The following is a 19026-nucleotide window of genomic DNA, read 5'->3' as shown; positions in this document are numbered from 1 at the left end:
GGGTCGGTCAGACCAGTGGCGGGCGGCCGGACAACTGCGGATACAGGGCCTCGGGGCCCGCGGCCAGCGCGGCCTCGACCTGCCGGCTGATGTCGTCGGCGAGCACCTCGTCCAGTCCGGCGTCCACCCCGTCGACGGCCGCGCGGGCCACCGCGGCGGGATCGGCCTTCGGGCCGGACACCTGCGCGGCCATCTCCGTCGCGAGGTAACTGACGTGCACGGCGGTGACCTGCGTGCCCTGTTCCGCCAGCGCCACCCGCAGGGCGTTGGTCACGGACCACTCGGCGGACTTGGCCGCCGCGTATCCGGCGCTGACCGGGATCGACACCCAGGACAGCACGGACAGGACGTTGACGATCGCGCCGCCGCCGTTGCGCCCGAGCACCGGCGCGAAGGCCCGGCTCATGGCGAGGGTGCCGAGGACGTGCGTCTCGAACTCCTTGCGGAAGGAGTCCAGGTCGGAGGTGAGCACATGGGCCCGGGTCGTCGAACCCGCGTTGTTGACCAGGAGCGTCACGTCCTGGGCCAGTTCGGCCAGCGCGCGCACGGACTCCTGGTCGGTGATGTCCACGGTGACCGGGGTCGTCCCGGGCACGGTGACCTTCCCGGGATCGCGCGCCCCCGCGTAGACCTTGGCCGCTCCGGCGTCGAGAAGCGCCCGCACGAACTGCTCACCGAGCCCGCGATTCGCTCCGGTGACGAGAGCGACAGACCCTTGGACTTTCATGGGGAGCACCTCACCGGCGATGGACTGCAGGGCCGTGGACCGGCGTCGCGATGACGCGCGAGCGTGCGGCGCCGCTCCCACGTCAAACGTATGTCGCAGGGGTCTCTGCCACCACCCGGACCGCGCGTCATCGGCGGCGACCGCGGCCCGCCCGCGCCAACCGGTCCGGTAGGCGGCCGCGTTCGGGTGCCGGAGCCCTCGCCGGCGGTGGCGTCGAGGGAGCTCCCGGATCCGCGATCCACGGGTAGTTACGGCGGATTGATTAAGCTATTGTAAGTATTCATGGACGAGACAACGCCGGCGGCGGACGACCCCACGGAGGTCGGAGCGGCACTCCGGCTGGCCGTGGGCCGGATCGCGCGCCGATTGCGGCAGGCACACGCCGTGGGGGACGTGACGCTCTCCGAGGTGTCCGTGCTGGCCCGGCTGGACCGCGAGGGGCCGGATTCCCCCGGGTCGCTCGCCGAACTGGAGCGGGTGCGCCCGCAGGCCATGGCGACGACCCTCGCGGGGCTGGAGGAAAGGGGCCTGGTCAGCCGGCGCCCCGACGCCGCGGACGGCCGCCGCGCGGTGGTGACGGTGACGGACGCGGGCCGCAAGGTGCTCGCCGACCGGCGCTCGGAGTCCGTGCAGCGGCTGGGCGCGGTCATCCAGGACGAGTTCACCGACGACGAACGGCGGCAGCTGCTCACCGTGCTGCCGCTGCTGGACCGGCTCTCGGAGCGGCTGTGAGCGGTATACCGGCGGGCACGGCGGCCCGCACCCAAGGCGAAGGCGACGGCCGGCCGGACGACAACGGCCGGTACAAGTGGGTCGCGCTCTCCAACACGACGCTGGGCGTCCTGATCGCGACCATCGACGGTTCGATCGTGATCATCTCGCTGCCGGCGATCTTCCGCGGGATCGGCCTCGACCCCCTGGCGCCCGGCAACATCGGCTACCTGCTCTGGATGATCCTGGGCTACCTGCTGGTCTCCGCGGTCCTGGTGGTCGCGCTCGGCCGGCTCGGCGACATGTTCGGCCGCGTCCGCATGTACAACATGGGCTTCGCGATCTTCGCCTGCGCCTCGCTCGCGCTGTCGCTCGACCCGTTCAAGGGCGGCTCGGGCGCGCTCTGGCTCATCGGTTTCCGCGTCGTGCAGGCCGTCGGCGGCTCGATGCTCACGGCCAACTCCGCGGCCATCCTCACCGACGCGTTCCCCTCCAGACAACGCGGCATGGCGCTCGGCATCAACCAGATCACCGCCCTGGCGGGGCAGTTCCTGGGGCTGCTCGCGGGCGGGCTGCTGGCCACGATCCACTGGCGCGCGGTGTTCTGGATCAGCGTGCCGATCGGCATCGTCGGCACGATCTGGTCGTACCGCAGCCTCCGCGAGACCGGCGTCCGCAAACCGGGCCGGATCGACTGGATCGGCAACATCACCTTCACCGCCGGGGCCGGCGGACTGCTCGCCGCCATCACGTACGGCATCCAGCCCTACGGGGGCCACCCCACCGGCTGGACCAACCCCTGGGTGCTCGGCGGTCTGGCCACCGGCGTCGCGCTGCTGGTGGTGTTCTGCGTCGCGGAGACCCGGATCGCCGAGCCGATGTTCCGCCTCGGCCTGTTCCGCATCCGCGCCTTCGCCGCCGGCAACCTGGCCGCGCTGCTGATCTCCGTCGCCCGCGGCGGCCTGCAGTTCATGCTGATCATCTGGCTGCAGGGCATCTGGCTGCCGCTGCACGGCTACGCCTTCGAGGACACCCCGCTGTGGGCGGGCATCTTCATGCTGCCGCTCACCGTCGGGTTCCTCATCGCGGGCCCCGCATCCGGCTACCTCTCCGACCGCTTCGGCGCGCGGCTGTTCTCCACGACCGGACTGGTGCTGGTGGCCGCCGGCTTCGTCGGACTGCTCATGCTGCCGGTGAACTTCCCCTATCCCGCCTTCGCGGGCCTGCTGCTGCTCAGCGGCATCGGGCAGGGCATGTTCTCGGCGCCCAACACCTCGGCGATCATGGGCAGCGTCGCACCGGACCAGCGCGGTGTGGCCTCCGGCATGCGCTCGACGTTCCAGAACTCGGGCACGGCCCTGTCCATCGGGCTGTCCTTCTCGCTGATGATCTCCGGCCTGGCCGGCTCGCTCCCCGGCGCGCTGGAGAGCGGTCTGCGCGGCCAGGGCGTGCCCGCGGACATCGCGAGCCAGGTGGCCGGGCTGCCCCCGGTCAGCACGCTGTTCGCCACCTTCCTCGGCAACAACCCCATCAGCCACCTGCTCGGGCCCAGCGGCGTACTGCACTCCCTGCCCGCGCACAACGTCGACGTCCTGACCGGTACGGGCTTCTTCCCCGCACTGGTTTCCGGGCCCTTCCACCACGGGCTCGTCACGGTCTTCACCGCCGCCACGGCGATGTCCCTGATCGCCGCGGTCGCCTCGGTGCTCCGCGGCCGGCACCACAAGGCCGGACCGGGCACACCGGCCGGCGCGAACGAAGGACAGGAAACAGAAGCATGGCGCACAGCGCACTCCTCGTGATGGACGTCCAGCAGGGCATCCTCGACCGCTTCGCCCCCGACCCGGACTACCTGCCGCGCCTGCGCGGGGCCATCGACGCGGCCCACGCCTCCGGCATCCCGGTGCTCTACGTCGTCATCGGCTTCCGCGACGGGCACCCCGAGGTCAGCCCCCGCAACAAGACCTTCAGCGCCCTCGCCGGCACCGGCGCCTTCGCCGAGAGCGACCCCGGCGCGCGGGTCCACCCCGACGTCGCCCCCGAGCCCGGCGATCTGGTCGTCACCAAGAAGCGCGTCAGCGCCTTCGCGGGCAGCGACCTCGCCATGCTGCTGCGCGCCCGCGGCATCGACAGCCTCGTCCTGACCGGCATCGCCACCAGCGGTGTCGTCCTGTCCACCCTCCGCCAGGCCGCCGACCTGGACTTCGGGCTCACGGTCCTGGCCGACGCCTGCCTCGACGCCGACCCGGAGGTGCACCGCGTGCTCACGGAGAAGGTCTTCCCCCGGCAGGCGGCCGTCGTCTCCGTCGACGAATGGGTGCTCGCCGTCAAGAACTGACCGCCCTTCCCGTCGGCTGCCCCGGGCCCGCGCCGGGCGCGGGGCAGCGGTACGGCGGGACCGGCCGGCGTCAGAAGGTGACGACCGTCGCGCCTTCGAGAGTGAAGCGCAGGAACTCGTCCCGGGCGACCCGAAGGGTGAGGCCGCGCGAGGTGAGTTCGTCCTCGACTCCGTCGGCACGGGCGGAGTTGACGCAGGCTCCGACGACGACACCGTCCGCGATCAGCTCGTCGATCCGCCGGTTGAAGGTCACGACGGACTCCGGGCCGTTCCGGCCGCCGAGACGGCGCTGGGCCGGCCCGAAGCAGAACACCTCGACAGAGCTCCCGTGGTCCGGGGCGATCTCCTGGATGCGCTGCGCCACCCGCGTCCCGGTCGCGAGCGAGTCGTCATCGTCGTGGAACACATGAATGACCGTCTTGGGCATCGCGTCCTCTCCCGTTCCCTCCGCGCTGTCCCCGTGGTCCGGACGGTAACAGGTATCTCATGACGTGAGATCCGTTGTCTCGGCATTCAGGATGCGGGAACCTCGCCGTCCGGTACGCGGACGAGGTGGACGGCAGTGCTCGCCCAGTCGCCCGGGGGGAGGTCGAGGGTGAGCCCGTAGCCCGTGAGGACCGTGGTGTGGTGGACGGCGCCGGTGCGGGCGTCGCGGTAGCGGGCGCCGGGGGTGAGGCCGGCGAGGCGGACGGGGCGGCGCGGGGTGCCGTGGGGGAGGGGCGGGCGCCAGGCCAGGACCAGGGTCTCCTCGGCGTCCGCGGAGACGTACTGGACGACGGTGGGACCGTCGTCGCCCGGGACGGCCGGGCGGTGCAGGACGCCGTGCTGGACGAGGTGGCGGACCGTCTTGTACTCCGCCACCAGCTCCGCGGCCTCGGCCAGTTCCTCCTCCGGCCAGCGGCTCAGGTCGCCCCCGATGCCGAGCAGTCCCGCCGTCGCCACGTGGAAGCGGAAGCGCAGCGGCACCGTGCGTCCGGTGAGCTGGTTCGGGACGTCGGTGACCCAGGCGGCCATGGTGCGGGCGGGGTAGATCTGGGTGTGGCCGTGCTGGATGCGGGTGCGGTCGGCGGCGTCGGTGTTGTCGGAGGTCCACGCCTGGTCGGTGCGGGCGAGGATCCCGAGGTCGACACGGCCGCCGCCGCCGCTGCACGCCTCGATCCGCAGGTCCGGGTGGTCGGCGCGGAGCCGGTCGAGGACGCCGTAGAGGTTGTGCACGTACCCGGTCCACACGCGGTCGGCGCCGCCGGCGCGCTCGGGCCATCCCGCCTCGCTGAAGGCGCGGTTCATGTCCCACTTGAGGAAGTCGATGCCGTGGTCGGCGACCAGGCGGGTCAGCCAGTCGTACGCCCAGTCGGCGACGTCACGGCGGGCGAAGTTCAGCACGAGCTGGTTGCGCAGCTCGGTGCGGGTACGGCCGGGGACGTGCAGCACCCAGTCGGGGTGCTCGCGGTACAGGTCGCTGTCGGCGTTGACCATCTCGGGTTCCACCCAGAGGCCGAACTTCATGCCGAACCGGTGCACTTCGCGGACCAGCGGGCCGAGCCCGTCGGGGAAGCGGTCGGGTGAGGGCGTCCAGTCGCCGAGGCCCGCGCGGTCGTGGCGGCGGCCGCCGAACCAGCCGTCGTCGACCACGTAGAGCTCGACGCCGAGCGACGCGGCGCGCGCGGCCAGCGCCGCCTGCGCGGCCGGTTCCACGTCGAAGCCGGTCGCCTCCCAGGAGTTGTAGAGCACGGGGGCCGTCTCGCGCGGCCGGGGCAGGACGTGCGCCAGGGTGTACGCGTGCCAGCCGCGGCTGGCCGCGCCGAACCCGCCGTCGCTGAACAGCGCCGCCATCACGGGCGTGGTGAACTCCTCGCCGGGGGCGAGCGGCAGGCTCGCGCCGTCGTGGCCCGCGCCGCCGGTGAAGCCCGCCCGGCCGTCGGGGGTGCGCTGCGCGGTGATGCGCCAACTGCCGCTCCACGCGAGGGCGGCGCTCCACACCCGGCCCTGCTCCTCCGTGGCGTCGCCCGCGTCGAGCATGACCCATGGGTTCGCGTGGTGGCTGGTGACGCCGCGGCGGCTGCCGAGGACGGTCTCCCCGGCCGGGAGCGGCTCGCGGTGCAGGGTGTTCTCCGCGGACCACTGCCCGGTGACGTGGCTGAGCCGGTAACCCGGCAGCGCGGGCAGCGTCCAGGCGGCGGAGTCGGCGCGCGGCAGGGCGAGTGCCTGGTCCCCGGCGTTGCGCAGCACGGTCCAGCGCTCGACGACGTCGGTGTCCTCGTGGACCCGGTAGTGCAGGGTCACTTCCAGCGGGTACCGGCGGTCACGGTAGGCGAGCGCCAACTCGGCGGTGCCCGGGCTGGATTCGTCCAGCCGGTGGCCGGCCGGCTGCCACTCGAAGGCGCGCGAGCCGTCCGCGAAGCGGACCTGGAGCGACGGCACCCCGTACCGGGCGCCGCCGTCGACGGGCAGCTCCTCGCCCACCGCCGGCCGCCCCTCGAAGCTGCTGGCCGGCGGGGCGAGGGGAACCGCCAGCTCCGCCGCCTCCGCGAGAGTCAGCCGCGGCCCCCATGCGACGTGACAGGGGGCCCCCGTCTCGTCGGTCCGCAGCGCGTACGACGTGCGCGCGGTGGAGAGCAGCCAGACCCCGGTGTGCGGGGCGAAGGAGATCAGGGCCATGGGTCCTCACGATCGGTCGACGCCACGAGGCAGATGGCGAAAGCCAACCGTGACCTTTGATCAGATGTCAACACCGACCTGTCACAACCCTTTACAAGACCCGGTCGGTTCAAAACCGCAACTTCCGACCATCCTTGTTTCTTTCATTGACAGAAGAAAAGAACGGATCTAGGTTCCCGGCCATGCGCTCGACCCCACCCGGCGAGGCGATACCGGCCCATACCCCGGCCGCCTCGCAGATCTTCACCATCGTGCTGTCCCACGGCCCGCTCACCCGGGCCGACATCGCCCGGCGCGCCGGGCTGTCCGCTGCCGCGGTCACCAAGGCGGTCCGGCCCCTCATCGAGGCCGGCTACCTGGTGGACGAGGCGGACGGGGCGGCCCGCACTGCCCTCGGGCGGCCCGCCAACCACGTCCGCGTGGACGCCGGCCGGGCCCTGTTCATCGGCCTCAAGGTGACCGGGGACGAGGTCATCGGCGTCCTCACCGACCTGTGCTGCCGGATCCAGGTCGCCCGGCACGTGCCGCTGACGAGTCGCGAGCCGGGCCCGGTGCTGGCCGTCATCGGCGACCTGGTGCAGGAACTGCGCACCGAGGCCGACGGCTTGGGCGTCCAGGTCCGCGGACTGGGCCTGGCCGTCTCGGGCGACGTCGACCGGGCCGCGGGGGTCGTGCGCTGGTCGCCGTTCCTGGAGTGGCGCGACGTCGCCCTCGCCGAGATCGTGGCGATGACGACCGGTCTGCCGGTCACCGTCGAGAACGACGTACGGGCCCTGACCGTCGCCGAGCAGTGGTTCGGGGCCGGCGTCGGGCTGGGCGGCTTCGCCGTCATCACGGTGGGTGCGGGCATCGGGTGCGGCCTGGTCGTCCACGGCAACGTGGTCTCCGGGGCCTACGGCGTGGCCGGCGAGATCGGCCATCTGCCCATCGACCCCGCGGGTCCGGTCTGCCACTGCGGCAACCGCGGCTGCGTGGAGGCCATCGCCGCCGACCCCGCCATCGTCCGGGACGTACGGGCGGCGACCGGCGTCGCGGTGGCCGACGCCGCGGAGGCCCTGGAACTCGCCCACCGGGGCGACCCGGGGGCCCGCGCGGTGTACGCGCGGGCCGGCGAGGCGATCGGCCGGGCCATCGGCGCCGTGGCCAACCTGCTGGGCCCGGAACGCGTGATCATCTCCGGCGAGGGGCTGGCGGCCTACGACCTGTTCGCCGACCAGATCCGCGACGCCTTCACCGCCTCCGCCTTCGGCACGGCCGCGCAGTGCGACCTGCAGACCCGACCGCTGCCTTTCGACGAGTGGGCGCGCGGAGCCGCGGCCACCGCGATCCAGTCCTTCATCACCTCAGACACGTCCAAGGAGTAGCGATGACGCTGCAGAGCCGCACTTCCCCGTTCGCCGCCCGGCCCGGCCGCCGCCGCGTGGTCGGCAGCATGCTCGGACTCGGGGCGGCCGCCCTGGCCGCGCCGCTGCTCACCGCCTGCGGCGGGGGAGCGGGAGCCGACCCCAAGACGGTGACCTTCGGGTCCAACGGTGCCGACGCCACGCCCAAGTCCGCGTACGCGGCGGTCACCAAGGCCTTCACCAAGGACAGCGGTCTGACGGTGAAGACGAACACCGTGGACCACGACAGCTTCCAGAAGAGCATCTCCACCTACCTGCAGGGCACCCCGGACGACGTCTTCACCTGGTTCGCCGGCTACCGCATGCAGTACTTCGCCAAGAAGGGCCTGGCCACGCCGCTGGACGACGTGTGGGAGAAGATAGGCGGCGGCTTCAGCGACGCGACCAAGCAGCTCTCGCGCGGCGAGGACGGCAAGTACTACTTCGTGCCGCTGTACAACTACCCGTGGGCCGTCTTCTACCGCAAGAGCCTGTTCCAGGAGCGCGGTTACACCGTCCCCCGCACCTGGTCGGAGTACACCGCGCTGGCCAAGCGCATGAAGAAGGACGGCCTGTCGCCCATCGCCTCCGGCTACGGCGGCGGCGACGCCTGGAGCATCCTGGGCGCCTTCGACTACCTCGACCTGCGCGCCAACGGCTACGACTTCCACATGCAGCTGATGCGCGGCGAGGTCGCGTGGACCGACCGCCGTGCCGTCGCCGTCTTCGACCTGTGGCGCGAGATCGCCCCGTACTACCAGCAGGGCGCCGCGGGCCGCTCCTGGCAGGACGCCGCCCAGTCGCTGCTGGACAAGAAGTCCGGCATGGCGATCATCGGGCTCTTCGTCGGGCAGCAGATCAGCGACGAGAAGCTCCGCGACGACATCGACTTCTTCCCGTTCCCCGAGATCGACCCGGCGCAGGGCCAGGACGCCGTCGAGGCGCCCACCGACGGTTTCATGCTCAGCCGCCGGCCCAAGAACGAGGCCGGGGCCAAGAAGCTGCTGGAGTTCCTCGGCAGCGCCGGTGCGGAGAACCTCTACATGGGCGTCGACCCGAGCAACGTGGCCGTCCACGCGAAGGCGGACACCGGCTCCTACAACCCCCTGCAGAAGAAGTCCGCCGAACTCATCGCCTCCGCCAAGCACATCACGCAGTTCGCGGACCGCGACAGCGACCCCGGGTTCATCTCCACGGTCGTGCTGCCCGGCCTCACGCAGTGGCTGGGCCACCCCGACGACGCGTCGTCCCTGCTGAAGCAGATCGAGTCGCAGCGGTCCCGCTTCTTCACCGCCTGACCCGGACCGGAAGGAACCCCGTGCCGTCCGCTCCCCCCTCCGCGCCGCCCCGCCCGCGTCCCCGGTCCCGCCCCAGGTCCCGTCCGCGCCGGCTCGGGCCCGGCGACCGCCTCTTCCTGACCGTCGTCGTGGGCGTCCCCCTGCTCGCGCTGCTGTTCTTCGTCTGGCTGCCCGCGCTGGCCTCCATGGGCCTGTCGTTCACCAGTTGGGACGGCATCGCGCTGTCCGACATCCACTGGACCGGGCTGGAGAACTACCGGCAGATCTTCACCAACTACCCGCCGTTCTGGCCCGCGGTGCAGCACAACGTCATCTGGCTGCTGTTCACGGCGCTGCTGCCGACCCCGTTCGGCATCTTCCTCGCCTACCAGCTGGACCGGAAGCTGCGCTTCACCCGGATCTACCAGACGGCGATCTTCCTGCCCATGGTGCTCTCCCTGGCCGTGGTCGGCCTGATCTGGGAGATCATCTACAACCCCGACAGCGGGCTGCTGGACGGGATCCTGAACGCCGTCGCCCCCGGCCACCACATCGACTGGCTGGGCGACCCGGACCTCAACCTGTGGTCCGTACTGGTCGCGTCGGCCTGGCGGCACACCGGCTACATCATGATCCTCTACCTGGCCGGCCTGAAGGGCTTCGACCCGGCACTGAAGGAGGCCGCCGCCCTCGACGGCGCCAACGGCCGGCAGACCTTCCTCAAGGTGGTCTTCCCCGCGCTGCGGCCGGTCAACGTGGTCATCCTGGTCGTCACCGTCATGGAGTCGCTGCGCGCCTTCGACGTGGTGTACGTGCTCGGCGGCGGCGTCGGCAGCAAGCCCGGTATGGAGCTGCTGTCCCTGCTGATCACCGACAACATCATCGGCGAGTCCAGCCACATCGGTTACGGCTCTGCGCTGGCCGTCGTCCTGCTCGTCGTCTCCCTGGCCGCCATCGGGACCTTCCTCGTACAGAACTTCCGCAAGGAGGCCCAGTGACCACCACCGCCACCGAGCCGGCCCCCTCCCGGGCCCGCGTCGCGCGCGGACCGGGGCCGCACACCGTCTCCCGACCGCCCCGCCAGACGGGCCGTCACCTGATGCTCGGCGGCATCGCCCTGCTGTGGCTGCTGCCGCTGCTGTGGGCGATGTACACCTCGCTGCGCCCGTACCAGGACACGGCCCAGCACGGCTACCTTTCCTGGCCGCACGGGATCAGCCTGAGCAACTACACCGACGCCTGGACCCAGTCGGGCATGCCGCACTTCTTCTGGAACTCGGTGCTCATCACCGTGCCCTCGGTGCTGGGGACCCTGCTGTTCTCCGCGGCGGTCGCGTTCTTCGTCTCGCGCTTCGACTTCCGGTGGAACATCGTCCTGCTGATGCTCTTCACCGCGGGCAACCTGCTCCCCGCCCAGGTGCTCATCACCCCGCTGTACCGGCTCTACCTGCTGATCCCGCTGCCCGCCTGGATGAGCGACTCGCTGCTGCTCTACAACTCCGTGTGGGGCATCATCGCCATCCACATCGCGTACCAGTGCGGGTTCTGCACCTTCGTGCTCAGCAACTACATGAAGACGATCCCGCGCGAGATCTCCGAGGCGGCGCTCGTCGACGGCGCCCAGGTGTGGCGGCAGTTCTTCCAGATCATCCTGCCGCTGTGCCGGCCGGCCTTCGCCGCGCTGGCCACGCTGGAGGCGATCTGGATCTACAACGACTTCTTCTGGCCGCTCGCGCTCATCGAGACCGGGGACAAGCGCCCCATCACCTCGGCCCTGGCCAATCTGCAGGGCCAGTACTTCACCAACCCCAACCTCATCGCCGCCGGTGCCCTGATGACGGCTGTCCCCACGCTGCTGGTGTACTTCGCCCTCCAGCGCCAGTTCATCAGCGGCCTGACCATCGGCTCCGGCAAGGGCTGACGCCCTCACAGCACCCGCCCCGCCGTCCCCCCAACCCCAGGAGGCCGACCCATGCGGTCACCCTCGCAGTCCGTCCTGCCCCCACGTGCCGCCCGGACGCTGCTCGTCCTGGCCCTCACCGCCGGTCTGTCCGCCGCCGTGCCCGCGGCGCGGGCGACCGCACCGGAAGCGCCGGCCGCCGCGGCGGCGCCGGTCGCGGCCACGGCACCGGTCGCCGCCACGCCGTACATGGGCTGGTCCAGCTGGAGCATGCAGTCCTCCAAGTACCCCGGGCTCAACCCGGACGGCGACTACAGCTGGCTCACCGAGCAGAAGGTGCTCCAGCAGACCGACGCGATGGCCGCCAAGCTCAAGAAGTACGGCTACAGCTACGTCAACATCGACGCCGGCTGGTGGCGCGACAGGGACTGGAAGCCCGAGTTCGACGCCAACGGCCGGCAGACCGCGGACCCGGTGCGCTTCCCCCGCGGCATGAAGCCGGTCGCCGACCACATCCACGCCAAGGGGCTGAAGGCCGGTATCTACCTGCCGGTCGGTCTGGAGAAGGAGGGGTACGGCGGCGGCACGGTCCCGATCTGGAACGCCCCGGGCTGCACCACCGCCGACATCGTCTACGGCGACCTGCGCACCACCAACGGCTGGGACAGCTCGTACAAGATCGACTTCTCCCGTCCCTGCGCGCAGAAGTACATCGACTCGCAGGCACGGCTGATCGCCGGCTGGGGCTACGACTTCCTCAAGATCGACGGCGTCGGTCCCGGCTCCTTCAAGAGCGGCGACAACTACGACAACGTCGCCGACATCGCCGCCTGGCAGAAGGCGATCGCCGCGACCGGACGCCCCATCCACCTGGAACTGTCCTGGTCGCTGGACATCGGCCACATCGCCGACTGGAAGAACCACTCCAACGGCTGGCGGATCGACACCGACGTCGAGTGCTACTGCGACACCCTGGTCAGCTGGGAGAACTCGGTCGACGACCGGTTCACCGACGCCGCGGCCTGGAGCCGCCACGGCGGTCCCGGCGGCTGGAACGACCTGGACTCCCTCGACGTCGGCAACGGCGGGATGGACGGTCTCACCAAGGCCGAGCGGCAGACCTACATGACGCTGTGGGCCATCGCCAAGTCCCCGCTGTTCACCGGTGACGACCTCACCCGCCTCGACGCCTACGGCACCTCGCTGCTGACCAACCGCGAGGTCATCGCGCTCAATCAGTCCCGCACTCCGGCGGCCCGCCCGGTCACCGCGACCGGCGACCGGCAGGTGTGGGCCGCCAGGAACGCCGACGGCAGCTGGACCGTCGCCCTGTTCAACCTCGGCACCGCGCCCGCCGCCGTCACCGCCGACTGGGCCTCCCTCGGCTTCTCCGGCCGCGGCTCGGTGCGCGACCTGTGGAACCACCAGGACCTCGGCAGCCTCAAGGACAGGATCACCGCGACCCTGCCCGCGCACGGCTCGCGCCTGTTCACGGTCACCCCGCACGGCCCCGCGCAGGCGACGACCGGCTACGAGGCCGAGGCCGCCGGCAACACCCTGGGCGGCAGCGCCTCGGTCGCGGACTGCGGCGTGTGCTCCGGCTCCCGGAAGGTCGGCGACCTCTACCTCGGCGGCTCGCTGCGCTTCAACGACGTGGTCGTCCCCGAGGCCGGCGTCTACACGGTGAAGGTCGCCTACGTCAGCGGCGACCCCCGCCAGGCCCAGGTCTCCGTCAACGGCGACGCCGCCACCACGTACACGTTCCCGTCCACCGGCGACTGGGGGACGGCCGAGACCGTAAGCATTCCGCTCAGCCTGAAGGCCGGCGCCAACACCGTCACCTTCGACAGCGGCTCCGGCTACGCCCCCGACATCGACCGGATCGACGTCCCGAAGCGCGCGTGACCCCCGCGGGGCCCGGCGCGCGCCGGGCCCCGCACCCCGGCGGCGCGGGGTCCGGACCCCGCCAACGGGCGGGAGCCGTCCGGGCGAGGTAGACATCAAAGGGTGAGCCGCAGATCCGGATCCGACGGGGGGCCGGGCGGGAAGATCGACTACGAGTCGGTGTTCCTGGCCTTCCCCGTCCCTGTGCTGCTGCTCACCCCGGACCTCGTCATCGCCGACGCCAACGAGGCGTTCCTGCGGGCCTTCGGCCTCGACCGGGAACGCCTGCGCGGACTGCCGGCGGTCGAGGCGTTCCCCGCCGAACCGGAGAACGGGGTCAGCCGCATGAGCGCCTCGGCGCAGCGCGCCGTGGCCACCGGTGAGCAGGACGTGATCGGCCCGATCCGGTACGACGCCGTGCGGCGCGACCCCGGCGACGACGGGGTCCGCTACTGGAGCCCCGTCCACATCCCGGTCGTCGCGTCCGACGGCGAGGTCAGCATGGTCATCGCGCGCCTGGACGACGTCACCGCCCTGGTACGCGCCGGCGGCGGCGGGGACGCCGAGGGCGGCGGGCTGAGCAGCGACGTACTCGCGACCGCCGGGCTGCTGGTGCGGGCGCAGGAGCTCGAGGCACTCAACGAGCGGCTGCGCGAGGCGCACGCCCGCGAGCGCGCCATCGCGGTCACGCTGCAGCGCGCGATGCTGCCCACCGTCGTCCACGACCAGTACGACTTCGCGGCCGTCCGCTACCGCCCGGCCACCGGCTCCCTGAACGTCTGCGGCGACTGGTACGACCTGACCGGGCTGGAACGCAACCGGCTCGCGGTCGCCGTCGGCGACGTCGTCGGGCACGGACTGGAGGCGGCGGGCGTCATGGGGCAGCTGCGCAGCGCGCTGAGCGCCGCCGTCCGCGCCTTCGGACAGCCGGGTCCCGCCCTGAAGACCCTGGCGCGGTACGCCATCACCGTGGACGGGGCGCTGGCGACCACCGCGGTCCAGATGGTCATCGACCGGGCCCGGGGCACCATCACCTACAGCAGGGCCGGCCATCTGCCGCCCGCGATGCTCGACGCCGACGACGAGAGCGTGGTCTTCCTCGACACGATCGCCGACCCCCCGCTCGGCGCCTGGACGTACGAGGCGAACCGGTCGCAGGCGACCGTGGGCTACTCGCCCGGGGCAATTCTCGTCCTGTACACCGACGGCCTGGTCGAGCGCCGCGGCGAGGACATCGACGTCGGGCTGCGGCGGCTCGCCGAGAGCATCGTCCGGCACCGCAAGCTCGACCCGGAGGACCTGGCCGACGCCCTGCTGCGCGACCTGCGCGCCGAGGACGGCACGGACACCGACGACGACGTCGCCCTGGTCACGCTGCGGCTGTAGCGGCGCGGCGCGCCGCGCCCGGACGCCGCCGGACGCGCACGTAGGGTGATCGGCACCGTGCGACGCGGGGCCCGTCCTGCGACGGCGGTCGTGGAGAGGGCGGCGATCGATGGCTCGCGAGCACGGCGGCCGGTGTGACGTGATCGTGGTCGGGGCGGGGGCCGCCGGACTGGCCTGCGCGGCCGACCTGAGCGCCGCGGGCCTCGCCGTGCGCGTCCTGGAGGCCTCCGACCGCGTCGGCGGCCGGATGCGCACCGACCGCCACCTGGGCTTCCTGCTGGACCGCGGCTTCCAGGTCTTCAACACCTCCTACCCGCAGGTGCGGCGTCGGCTGCGGCTGCGCGACCTGCGGCTGCGGGCGTTCACGCCCGGCGTCGCGGTGCACACCGACCGGGGGCGGCTGCTGTTCACCGATCCGACCCGCCGCCCGCGGGAGGCCGCCGATCTGCTGCCGGGCCGTCTGGCCTCGGCGCGCGACCTGGCCGCGCTCGGTGTCCTGAGCGCCCGCGACATGCTGCTGCCCGTCCGTGTGCTGCGCCGCGGCGCGGACACGACGACGCTCACGGCCCTCGCGGCGGCCGGGCTCTCCGGGGACATCGTCGAGGGCTTCTTCCGGCCGTTCCTGTCGGGCGTCTTCCTGGAGGACGAGCTGGAGACCTCCAGCCGCTTCTTCCACCTGGTGTGGCGCAGCATGCTGCGCGGCACCCTCTGCCTGCCGGCCGAGGGCATCGGCGCGGTGCCCGCGCAGCTGGCCGGGCTGCTGCCCGAGGGCGTGGTACGCACGGACGCGCCGGTGCGCGAACTGACCGCGTACGGCGTCCTGCTGGACGACGGAACGGAGACGGCGGCGCCGTCGGTGGTCGTGGCCACCGGGCCGGCGGCCGCCGCGCGACTGCTTCCGGGACTCACGGTGCCGGAGACCCACACGGTGACGACGCTGTACCACGCGGCCGACCGCTCGCCGCTGGCGGAGCCGACGCTCCTGGTCGACGCGCGGCGGCGGTTCCTCAACACCGTGGTGCTCACCGAGGTCCACCCCGGGCTGTCCACGGACGGCCGCGCACTGGTGTCGACCTCGGTCCTCGGTGTCCCCGGACCGGAGGAGGAGGCGGCGGTGCGCGAGGCGCTGGCCGAGGTGTACGGCACCGACACGGCCGCCTGGGAGCCCCTGCGCACCTGCACCGTCCCCGGCGCCCTCCCCGCGATGCCGCCGCCGCACCCGCTGAGCCGTACCAGCCGGGTCACCCCGGGCCGCTACGTGTGCGGCGACCACCGCGCCACCGGCTCCCTCCAGGGCGCGCTGGCCTCGGGCGCCCGCGCCGCGCGCGAACTGCTGGCGGACCACCGCCGCACGGCCTAGTCAGCGGGCCGGCTGCTCCTGCGGCGTGAGCGCGGCGTCGAGCAGGGACGCGGCGATCGAGCGGGCGACGGCGCCGCTGCCGACGGCGTTGAGCGCCGTACTGCGGGCCACCGCGCCGTCGTACAACAGGGCCAGCTGCTCGCCGAGCGTGTCGGGATCACGGGCGCCGGCGCGCCGTGCCAGGCCGGCCAGGCGGCGGGCGAACTCGGTCTTGTAGGACGCGGCCAGCCGGTGGACGGGGTGGTCGGGGTCGGGGACCTCGACCGCGGCGTTGAGGAACGGGCAGCCGCGCAGCGGCGCCGACGGGTCCGGGGGCGGCCAGGAGAAGACCGAGAGCAGCTGTGCCCTGGCGTCCCGCGCGGTCATCTCCGGCGGGACCTCGAGGGGCAGCAGTCCGTCCTCCAGCTCCCGCAGGAAGGCGTGCACGAGCTCGTCCTTGCCGCTGAAGTGCTGGTACAGCGTGCGCTTGGACACCTCGGCGGCCGCCGTGAGCTGCTCCATCCCGGTGGCGTTGATGCCCTGGGCGGTGAACAGCTCGGTGGCCGCCTTGAGGATCCGCTCCCGGGCGCCGCGGCCACGGCGCCGCCGTACTGGCGATGGTTCGGTCGTGCTCATACCTCCAGGATACCGATCGTTTTACTTAAGCGGAAACGCCTGTTACGGTCGTGCTTAAGTACACCGATCGGTTTGCTTTAGCGTCCGCCGTCCGAGCCGTCCTCGCGGCCCCCCCGTCATGGCGGGACACCGCCCCGGCACCGCGCCCGATCGGGACGTCCCCCGCACTTCGTTGGAGACCTCGCCCATGACTCCCTCACCCCCGAACGTCACGTCCTCCCGCCGCGACGGCCCGGCGCAGGCGTCCGCACGCCGCCCGGTCCACCCGGGCGTCGTGCTCGCCGTCCTGGCCATCTCGGTGTTCCTGTCCGCGCTGGACGTCTTCGTCGTCAATGTGGCCCTCGCCCCCATCGGGCAGGGCGTCGGCGAGACCTCGCTGTCCAAGCTGAGCTGGATACTCAACGGCTACGCGATCGTGTACGCCGCCCTCCTGGTCCCCGCCGGGCGGCTCACCGACCGCTTCGGCGGCAGGACCGGATTCCTGCTCGGCCTGGCCGTGTTCACCGCGGCCAGCGTCGGCGTCGCGGCCAGTGGCGACCTGTGGGTCCTGGTGGCCTTCCGCTTCCTCCAGGCGGCCGGTGCCGCCGTGCTCACCCCGGCCAGCCTGGGCCTCGTCCTGACCACGGCCCCGCCGGCCAAGCTCACCCGGTACATCCAGATCTGGGCGGCCAGCGGCTCGCTCGCCGCCGCGGCCGGGCCGGTGGTCGGCGGACTGCTCGTGCAGGTCGCCTGGCAGTGGATCTTCCTGCTCAACCTGCCGATCGGCGTGGCGGCGCTGGTCCTCGCCGCACGCCTGCTGCCCCGCGGACGAACGTCCGGTGACGCCCGGATGCCCGATCTGCTGGGTGGCGCCCTGCTGGCCGTCGCGATCGGCTCGCTCGCCCTCGGGCTGGTCCAGGCACCGGGGTGGGGCTGGGGCGCGGCGCCGACGGTGGGCAGCTTCGTGCTGGCCGCCGTGGCACTGGCGCTGTGCCTGCTGCGCTCCGCGCGGCACGCCGTCCCCGTCGTCGACCTGCGACTGATGCGCAACCCGGTGTTCGCCTGGGCCGGAGTCGCGACGCTGCTCTTCTACGCCGCCTTCGCCATGCAACTGCTCGCCATCACGCTGTGGTTGCAGCAGCAGTGGCACTGGTCGGCGGTCAGGACCGGCCTCGGCGTGGCCCCCGGCCCCGCCATGGTGTTCCTCGCCTCCGCCGCCGGACGGCGCCTCGCCCGGCGCCTGCCGGTCGGTGTGGTGGCGGCACTGGGCGCGGCGCTCGTCGCCGCCGGCACCGCCTGGCTCGCCCTCGCCGCGGACGGACACCTCGACTACGCCACCGACATCCTGCCCGGCTGGCTGGTCGTCGGTGTCGGGGTCGGTCTGGCCCTGCCGACCCTGATCTCCTCGGCCACCGCCGACCTCCCCAAGGACAAGGCCTCCACCGGCAGCGCCGTCGTCACCATGGCGGGCCAGATCGGGACCGTGGTGGGCGTCAGCGTCCTCGTCGTCCTCCTCGCGGCGGGCACCCCCGGCCGGGCCCTGCCCACCTTCTCGCACGCCTGGTGGACGTCGGTCGCGATCGTCGCCCTCAGCGCGCTCGCCGCGCTCGGCATCACGCCGCGACGCAGGGCGGCCGGCGCGAGCCCGGGCGTCGCGGCCGGCTGAGCGCCCGCCGTACCCCTCAAGAACTCTTGCTCATTCCTCTTCCCGCACACCAGGAGCTCTCCATGCGTTACACGACCTTCGGGCACCGCACCGGACTGCGCGTCTCCGAGTACGCCCTCGGCACCGGCAACTTCGGCACCGGCTGGGGCGCCGGAGCCGACCTCGAGGAGTCCCGTCGCATGTTCGACCGGTTCGCCGAGGCCGGCGGCACCTTCGTCGACACCGCCGACACCTACCAGTTCGGCGAGTCCGAGGAACTCGTGGGCCGCTTCATCGCCGCGGACCGCGACCACTTCGTCCTGGCCAGCAAGTTCAGCAACGGCTACGCGGCCCGGAAGGACATCTCCAAGACGGGCAACAGCCGCAAGAACATGATCCATTCGGTGGAGGCCAGTCTGAAGCGCCTCGGCACCGACTACATCGACCTGTACTGGGTGCACTTCCCGGACGACCTGACGCCGATCGAGGAGATCCTGCGCGGCATCGACGACCTCGTGCGGTCGGGCAAGATCCTCTACGCGGGGCTCTCCAACTTCCCCGCGTGGCGGGTCGCCCGCGCCGCGACCCTCGCGGACGTGCGCAACTGGGCCCCGGTCGCCGGCGTCCAGGTCGAGTACAGCCTCGTGGAGCGCAGCCCCGACCGTGAACTGCTGCCGATGGCCGAGAGCCTGGGCCTGGCTGCCGCGCTGTGGTCGCCGCTCGGCGGCGGACTGCTGACGGGCAAGTACCGCGCCGGCACGCAGGGCCGGCTGAGCGATCTCAAGACCCTGGTGCACACCGAGAGTTCCGACCAGAAGACCGCCGTCGTCGACGCGGTGCTGGACCTCGCGAAGGAGACCGGCGCGACGCCCGCCCAGGTGTCCGTGGCCTGGCTCCGCGAGCGCGCGGCGCGTGCGGCGACCTCGTTCCTCCCGATCATCGGCCCGCGCAACACGGCCCAGCTGGAGGACTACCTCGGGGCACTGGAGGTCCGGCTCACCCCGGAGCAGTACACCCGTCTGACCGACGTCAGCGACGTGCCGCTCGGGGTGCCGCACGAGGCGATCCTCGGTGTCCGCGACGTCGTGCGCGGCGGGGACGCCTCCCGGGTCGACGCCCCGCTGCGGCCGGTGGCCTGACCCGCGCGACCCCCAAGTGCCCCGC

16 protein-coding genes are annotated in these 19026 nt (G+C 72.4%); 12 read left to right on the top strand and 4 right to left on the bottom strand.

The annotated features are described in order from the left end of the window. Window positions 1–7: 7 nt before the first annotated feature. Window positions 8–727 (bottom strand): SDR family oxidoreductase, encoded by a 720-nt coding sequence (locus ACFYXS_RS21425; RefSeq protein ID WP_389250417.1) that lies wholly within the window; start codon window positions 725–727, stop codon window positions 8–10. Window positions 728–1009: 282 nt separating this feature from the next. Between ACFYXS_RS21425 and ACFYXS_RS21420 the strand changes: the two genes are divergently transcribed. Genes ACFYXS_RS21420 through ACFYXS_RS21410 form a run of 3 tightly spaced genes read left to right on the top strand, consistent with a single transcriptional unit; the run spans window position 1010 to window position 3776 of the window. Then, window positions 1010–1459 carry a MarR family winged helix-turn-helix transcriptional regulator gene (locus ACFYXS_RS21420; protein ID WP_389250415.1) on the top strand — a complete coding sequence of 150 codons (450 nt, stop codon included), beginning with the start codon at window positions 1010–1012 and terminating at the stop codon, window positions 1457–1459. A 5-nt stretch (window positions 1460–1464) separates the two neighbouring features. Beyond that, window positions 1465–3240, top strand: a complete 1776-nt coding sequence (locus tag ACFYXS_RS21415) for an MFS transporter (RefSeq protein ID WP_389250843.1) — start codon at window positions 1465–1467, stop codon at window positions 3238–3240. Beyond that, window positions 3216–3776, top strand: a complete 561-nt coding sequence (locus tag ACFYXS_RS21410; protein WP_389250413.1) for a cysteine hydrolase family protein — start codon at window positions 3216–3218, stop codon at window positions 3774–3776. The genes ACFYXS_RS21415 and ACFYXS_RS21410 overlap by 25 nt, the downstream gene beginning before the upstream one ends. Before the next feature lie 70 nt (window positions 3777–3846). Here the strand turns inward: ACFYXS_RS21410 and ACFYXS_RS21405 are convergent, their stop codons facing one another. Beyond that, entirely contained in the window at window positions 3847–4203 is a 357-nt protein-coding gene (locus ACFYXS_RS21405) for a hypothetical protein (RefSeq protein WP_389250411.1), read from the bottom strand. Between the two features lie 86 nt (window positions 4204–4289). Then, a complete protein-coding gene (locus tag ACFYXS_RS21400) occupies window positions 4290–6434 on the bottom strand; it encodes an alpha-galactosidase (protein ID WP_389250409.1) in 2145 nt (714 codons plus the stop codon). A 182-nt stretch (window positions 6435–6616) separates the two neighbouring features. On the opposite strand from ACFYXS_RS21400, the gene ACFYXS_RS21395 reads away from it, so the two are divergent. The 7 genes from ACFYXS_RS21395 to ACFYXS_RS21365 all read left to right on the top strand — a co-directional run bounded on the left by ACFYXS_RS21395 (window position 6617) and on the right by ACFYXS_RS21365 (window position 15623). Then, window positions 6617–7798, top strand: coding sequence for an ROK family protein (locus ACFYXS_RS21395; RefSeq protein ID WP_389250407.1), 1182 nt, complete (start codon window positions 6617–6619; stop codon window positions 7796–7798). A 2-nt stretch (window positions 7799–7800) separates the two neighbouring features. Further along, entirely contained in the window at window positions 7801–9114 is a 1314-nt protein-coding gene (locus tag ACFYXS_RS21390) for an ABC transporter substrate-binding protein (protein ID WP_389250405.1), read from the top strand. A 20-nt stretch (window positions 9115–9134) separates the two neighbouring features. Next, on the top strand, window positions 9135–10091 hold the full coding sequence (locus ACFYXS_RS21385; RefSeq protein WP_389250402.1) for a carbohydrate ABC transporter permease: 957 nt from the start codon (window positions 9135–9137) through the stop codon (window positions 10089–10091). Next, the gene (locus ACFYXS_RS21380) at window positions 10088–11014 is read left to right on the top strand and encodes a carbohydrate ABC transporter permease (protein ID WP_389250400.1); all 927 of its coding nucleotides are present in this window, start codon (window positions 10088–10090) and stop codon (window positions 11012–11014) included. The genes ACFYXS_RS21385 and ACFYXS_RS21380 overlap by 4 nt, the downstream gene beginning before the upstream one ends. 51 nt (window positions 11015–11065) lie before the next feature. After that, window positions 11066–12898 (top strand): alpha-galactosidase D, encoded by a 1833-nt coding sequence (locus ACFYXS_RS21375; RefSeq protein ID WP_389250398.1) that lies wholly within the window; start codon window positions 11066–11068, stop codon window positions 12896–12898. Window positions 12899–13000: 102 nt separating this feature from the next. Further along, window positions 13001–14263 (top strand): PP2C family protein-serine/threonine phosphatase, encoded by a 1263-nt coding sequence (locus tag ACFYXS_RS21370; protein WP_389250396.1) that lies wholly within the window; start codon window positions 13001–13003, stop codon window positions 14261–14263. A gap of 109 nt (window positions 14264–14372) precedes the next feature. Continuing rightward, window positions 14373–15623 (top strand): NAD(P)/FAD-dependent oxidoreductase, encoded by a 1251-nt coding sequence (locus tag ACFYXS_RS21365; protein ID WP_389250394.1) that lies wholly within the window; start codon window positions 14373–14375, stop codon window positions 15621–15623. On the opposite strand, the gene ACFYXS_RS21360 is transcribed toward ACFYXS_RS21365, so the two are convergent. After that, a complete protein-coding gene (locus ACFYXS_RS21360) occupies window positions 15624–16238 on the bottom strand; it encodes a TetR/AcrR family transcriptional regulator (RefSeq protein ID WP_389250392.1) in 615 nt (204 codons plus the stop codon). A gap of 187 nt (window positions 16239–16425) precedes the next feature. Between ACFYXS_RS21360 and ACFYXS_RS21355 the strand changes: the two genes are divergently transcribed. Both ACFYXS_RS21355 and ACFYXS_RS21350 read left to right on the top strand, forming a co-directional pair. Then, on the top strand, window positions 16426–17883 hold the full coding sequence (locus tag ACFYXS_RS21355) for an MFS transporter (protein WP_389250390.1): 1458 nt from the start codon (window positions 16426–16428) through the stop codon (window positions 17881–17883). A gap of 62 nt (window positions 17884–17945) precedes the next feature. Continuing rightward, window positions 17946–19001, top strand: coding sequence for an aldo/keto reductase (locus ACFYXS_RS21350; protein ID WP_389250388.1), 1056 nt, complete (start codon window positions 17946–17948; stop codon window positions 18999–19001). Window positions 19002–19026 lie beyond the last annotated feature (25 nt).

Source organism: Streptomyces sp. NPDC002574 (assembly GCF_042889545.1).
Taxonomy (GTDB): Bacteria; Actinomycetota; Actinomycetes; order Streptomycetales; family Streptomycetaceae; genus Actinacidiphila.
The sequence above is the reverse complement of the archived record's forward strand: the minus strand, read 5'-3'. Positions and strand labels throughout refer to the sequence as shown.

What these genes read in the sequence shown, in the direction of transcription:
- ACFYXS_RS21425 (WP_389250417.1), bottom strand. Translation starts at nt 727, where the DNA reads ATGAAAGTCCAAGGGTCTGTCGCTCTCGTCACCGGAGCGAATCGCGGG.
- ACFYXS_RS21420 (WP_389250415.1), top strand. Translation starts at nt 1,010, where the DNA reads ATGGACGAGACAACGCCGGCGGCGGACGACCCCACGGAGGTCGGAGCG.
- ACFYXS_RS21410 (WP_389250413.1), top strand. Translation starts at nt 3,216, where the DNA reads ATGGCGCACAGCGCACTCCTCGTGATGGACGTCCAGCAGGGCATCCTC.
- ACFYXS_RS21405 (WP_389250411.1), bottom strand. Translation starts at nt 4,203, where the DNA reads ATGCCCAAGACGGTCATTCATGTGTTCCACGACGATGACGACTCGCTC.
- ACFYXS_RS21400 (WP_389250409.1), bottom strand. Translation starts at nt 6,434, where the DNA reads ATGGCCCTGATCTCCTTCGCCCCGCACACCGGGGTCTGGCTGCTCTCC.
- ACFYXS_RS21395 (WP_389250407.1), top strand. Translation starts at nt 6,617, where the DNA reads ATGCGCTCGACCCCACCCGGCGAGGCGATACCGGCCCATACCCCGGCC.
- ACFYXS_RS21390 (WP_389250405.1), top strand. Translation starts at nt 7,801, where the DNA reads ATGACGCTGCAGAGCCGCACTTCCCCGTTCGCCGCCCGGCCCGGCCGC.
- ACFYXS_RS21375 (WP_389250398.1), top strand. Translation starts at nt 11,066, where the DNA reads ATGCGGTCACCCTCGCAGTCCGTCCTGCCCCCACGTGCCGCCCGGACG.
- ACFYXS_RS21365 (WP_389250394.1), top strand. Translation starts at nt 14,373, where the DNA reads ATGGCTCGCGAGCACGGCGGCCGGTGTGACGTGATCGTGGTCGGGGCG.
- ACFYXS_RS21360 (WP_389250392.1), bottom strand. Translation starts at nt 16,238, where the DNA reads ATGAGCACGACCGAACCATCGCCAGTACGGCGGCGCCGTGGCCGCGGC.
- ACFYXS_RS21355 (WP_389250390.1), top strand. Translation starts at nt 16,426, where the DNA reads ATGACTCCCTCACCCCCGAACGTCACGTCCTCCCGCCGCGACGGCCCG.
- ACFYXS_RS21350 (WP_389250388.1), top strand. Translation starts at nt 17,946, where the DNA reads ATGCGTTACACGACCTTCGGGCACCGCACCGGACTGCGCGTCTCCGAG.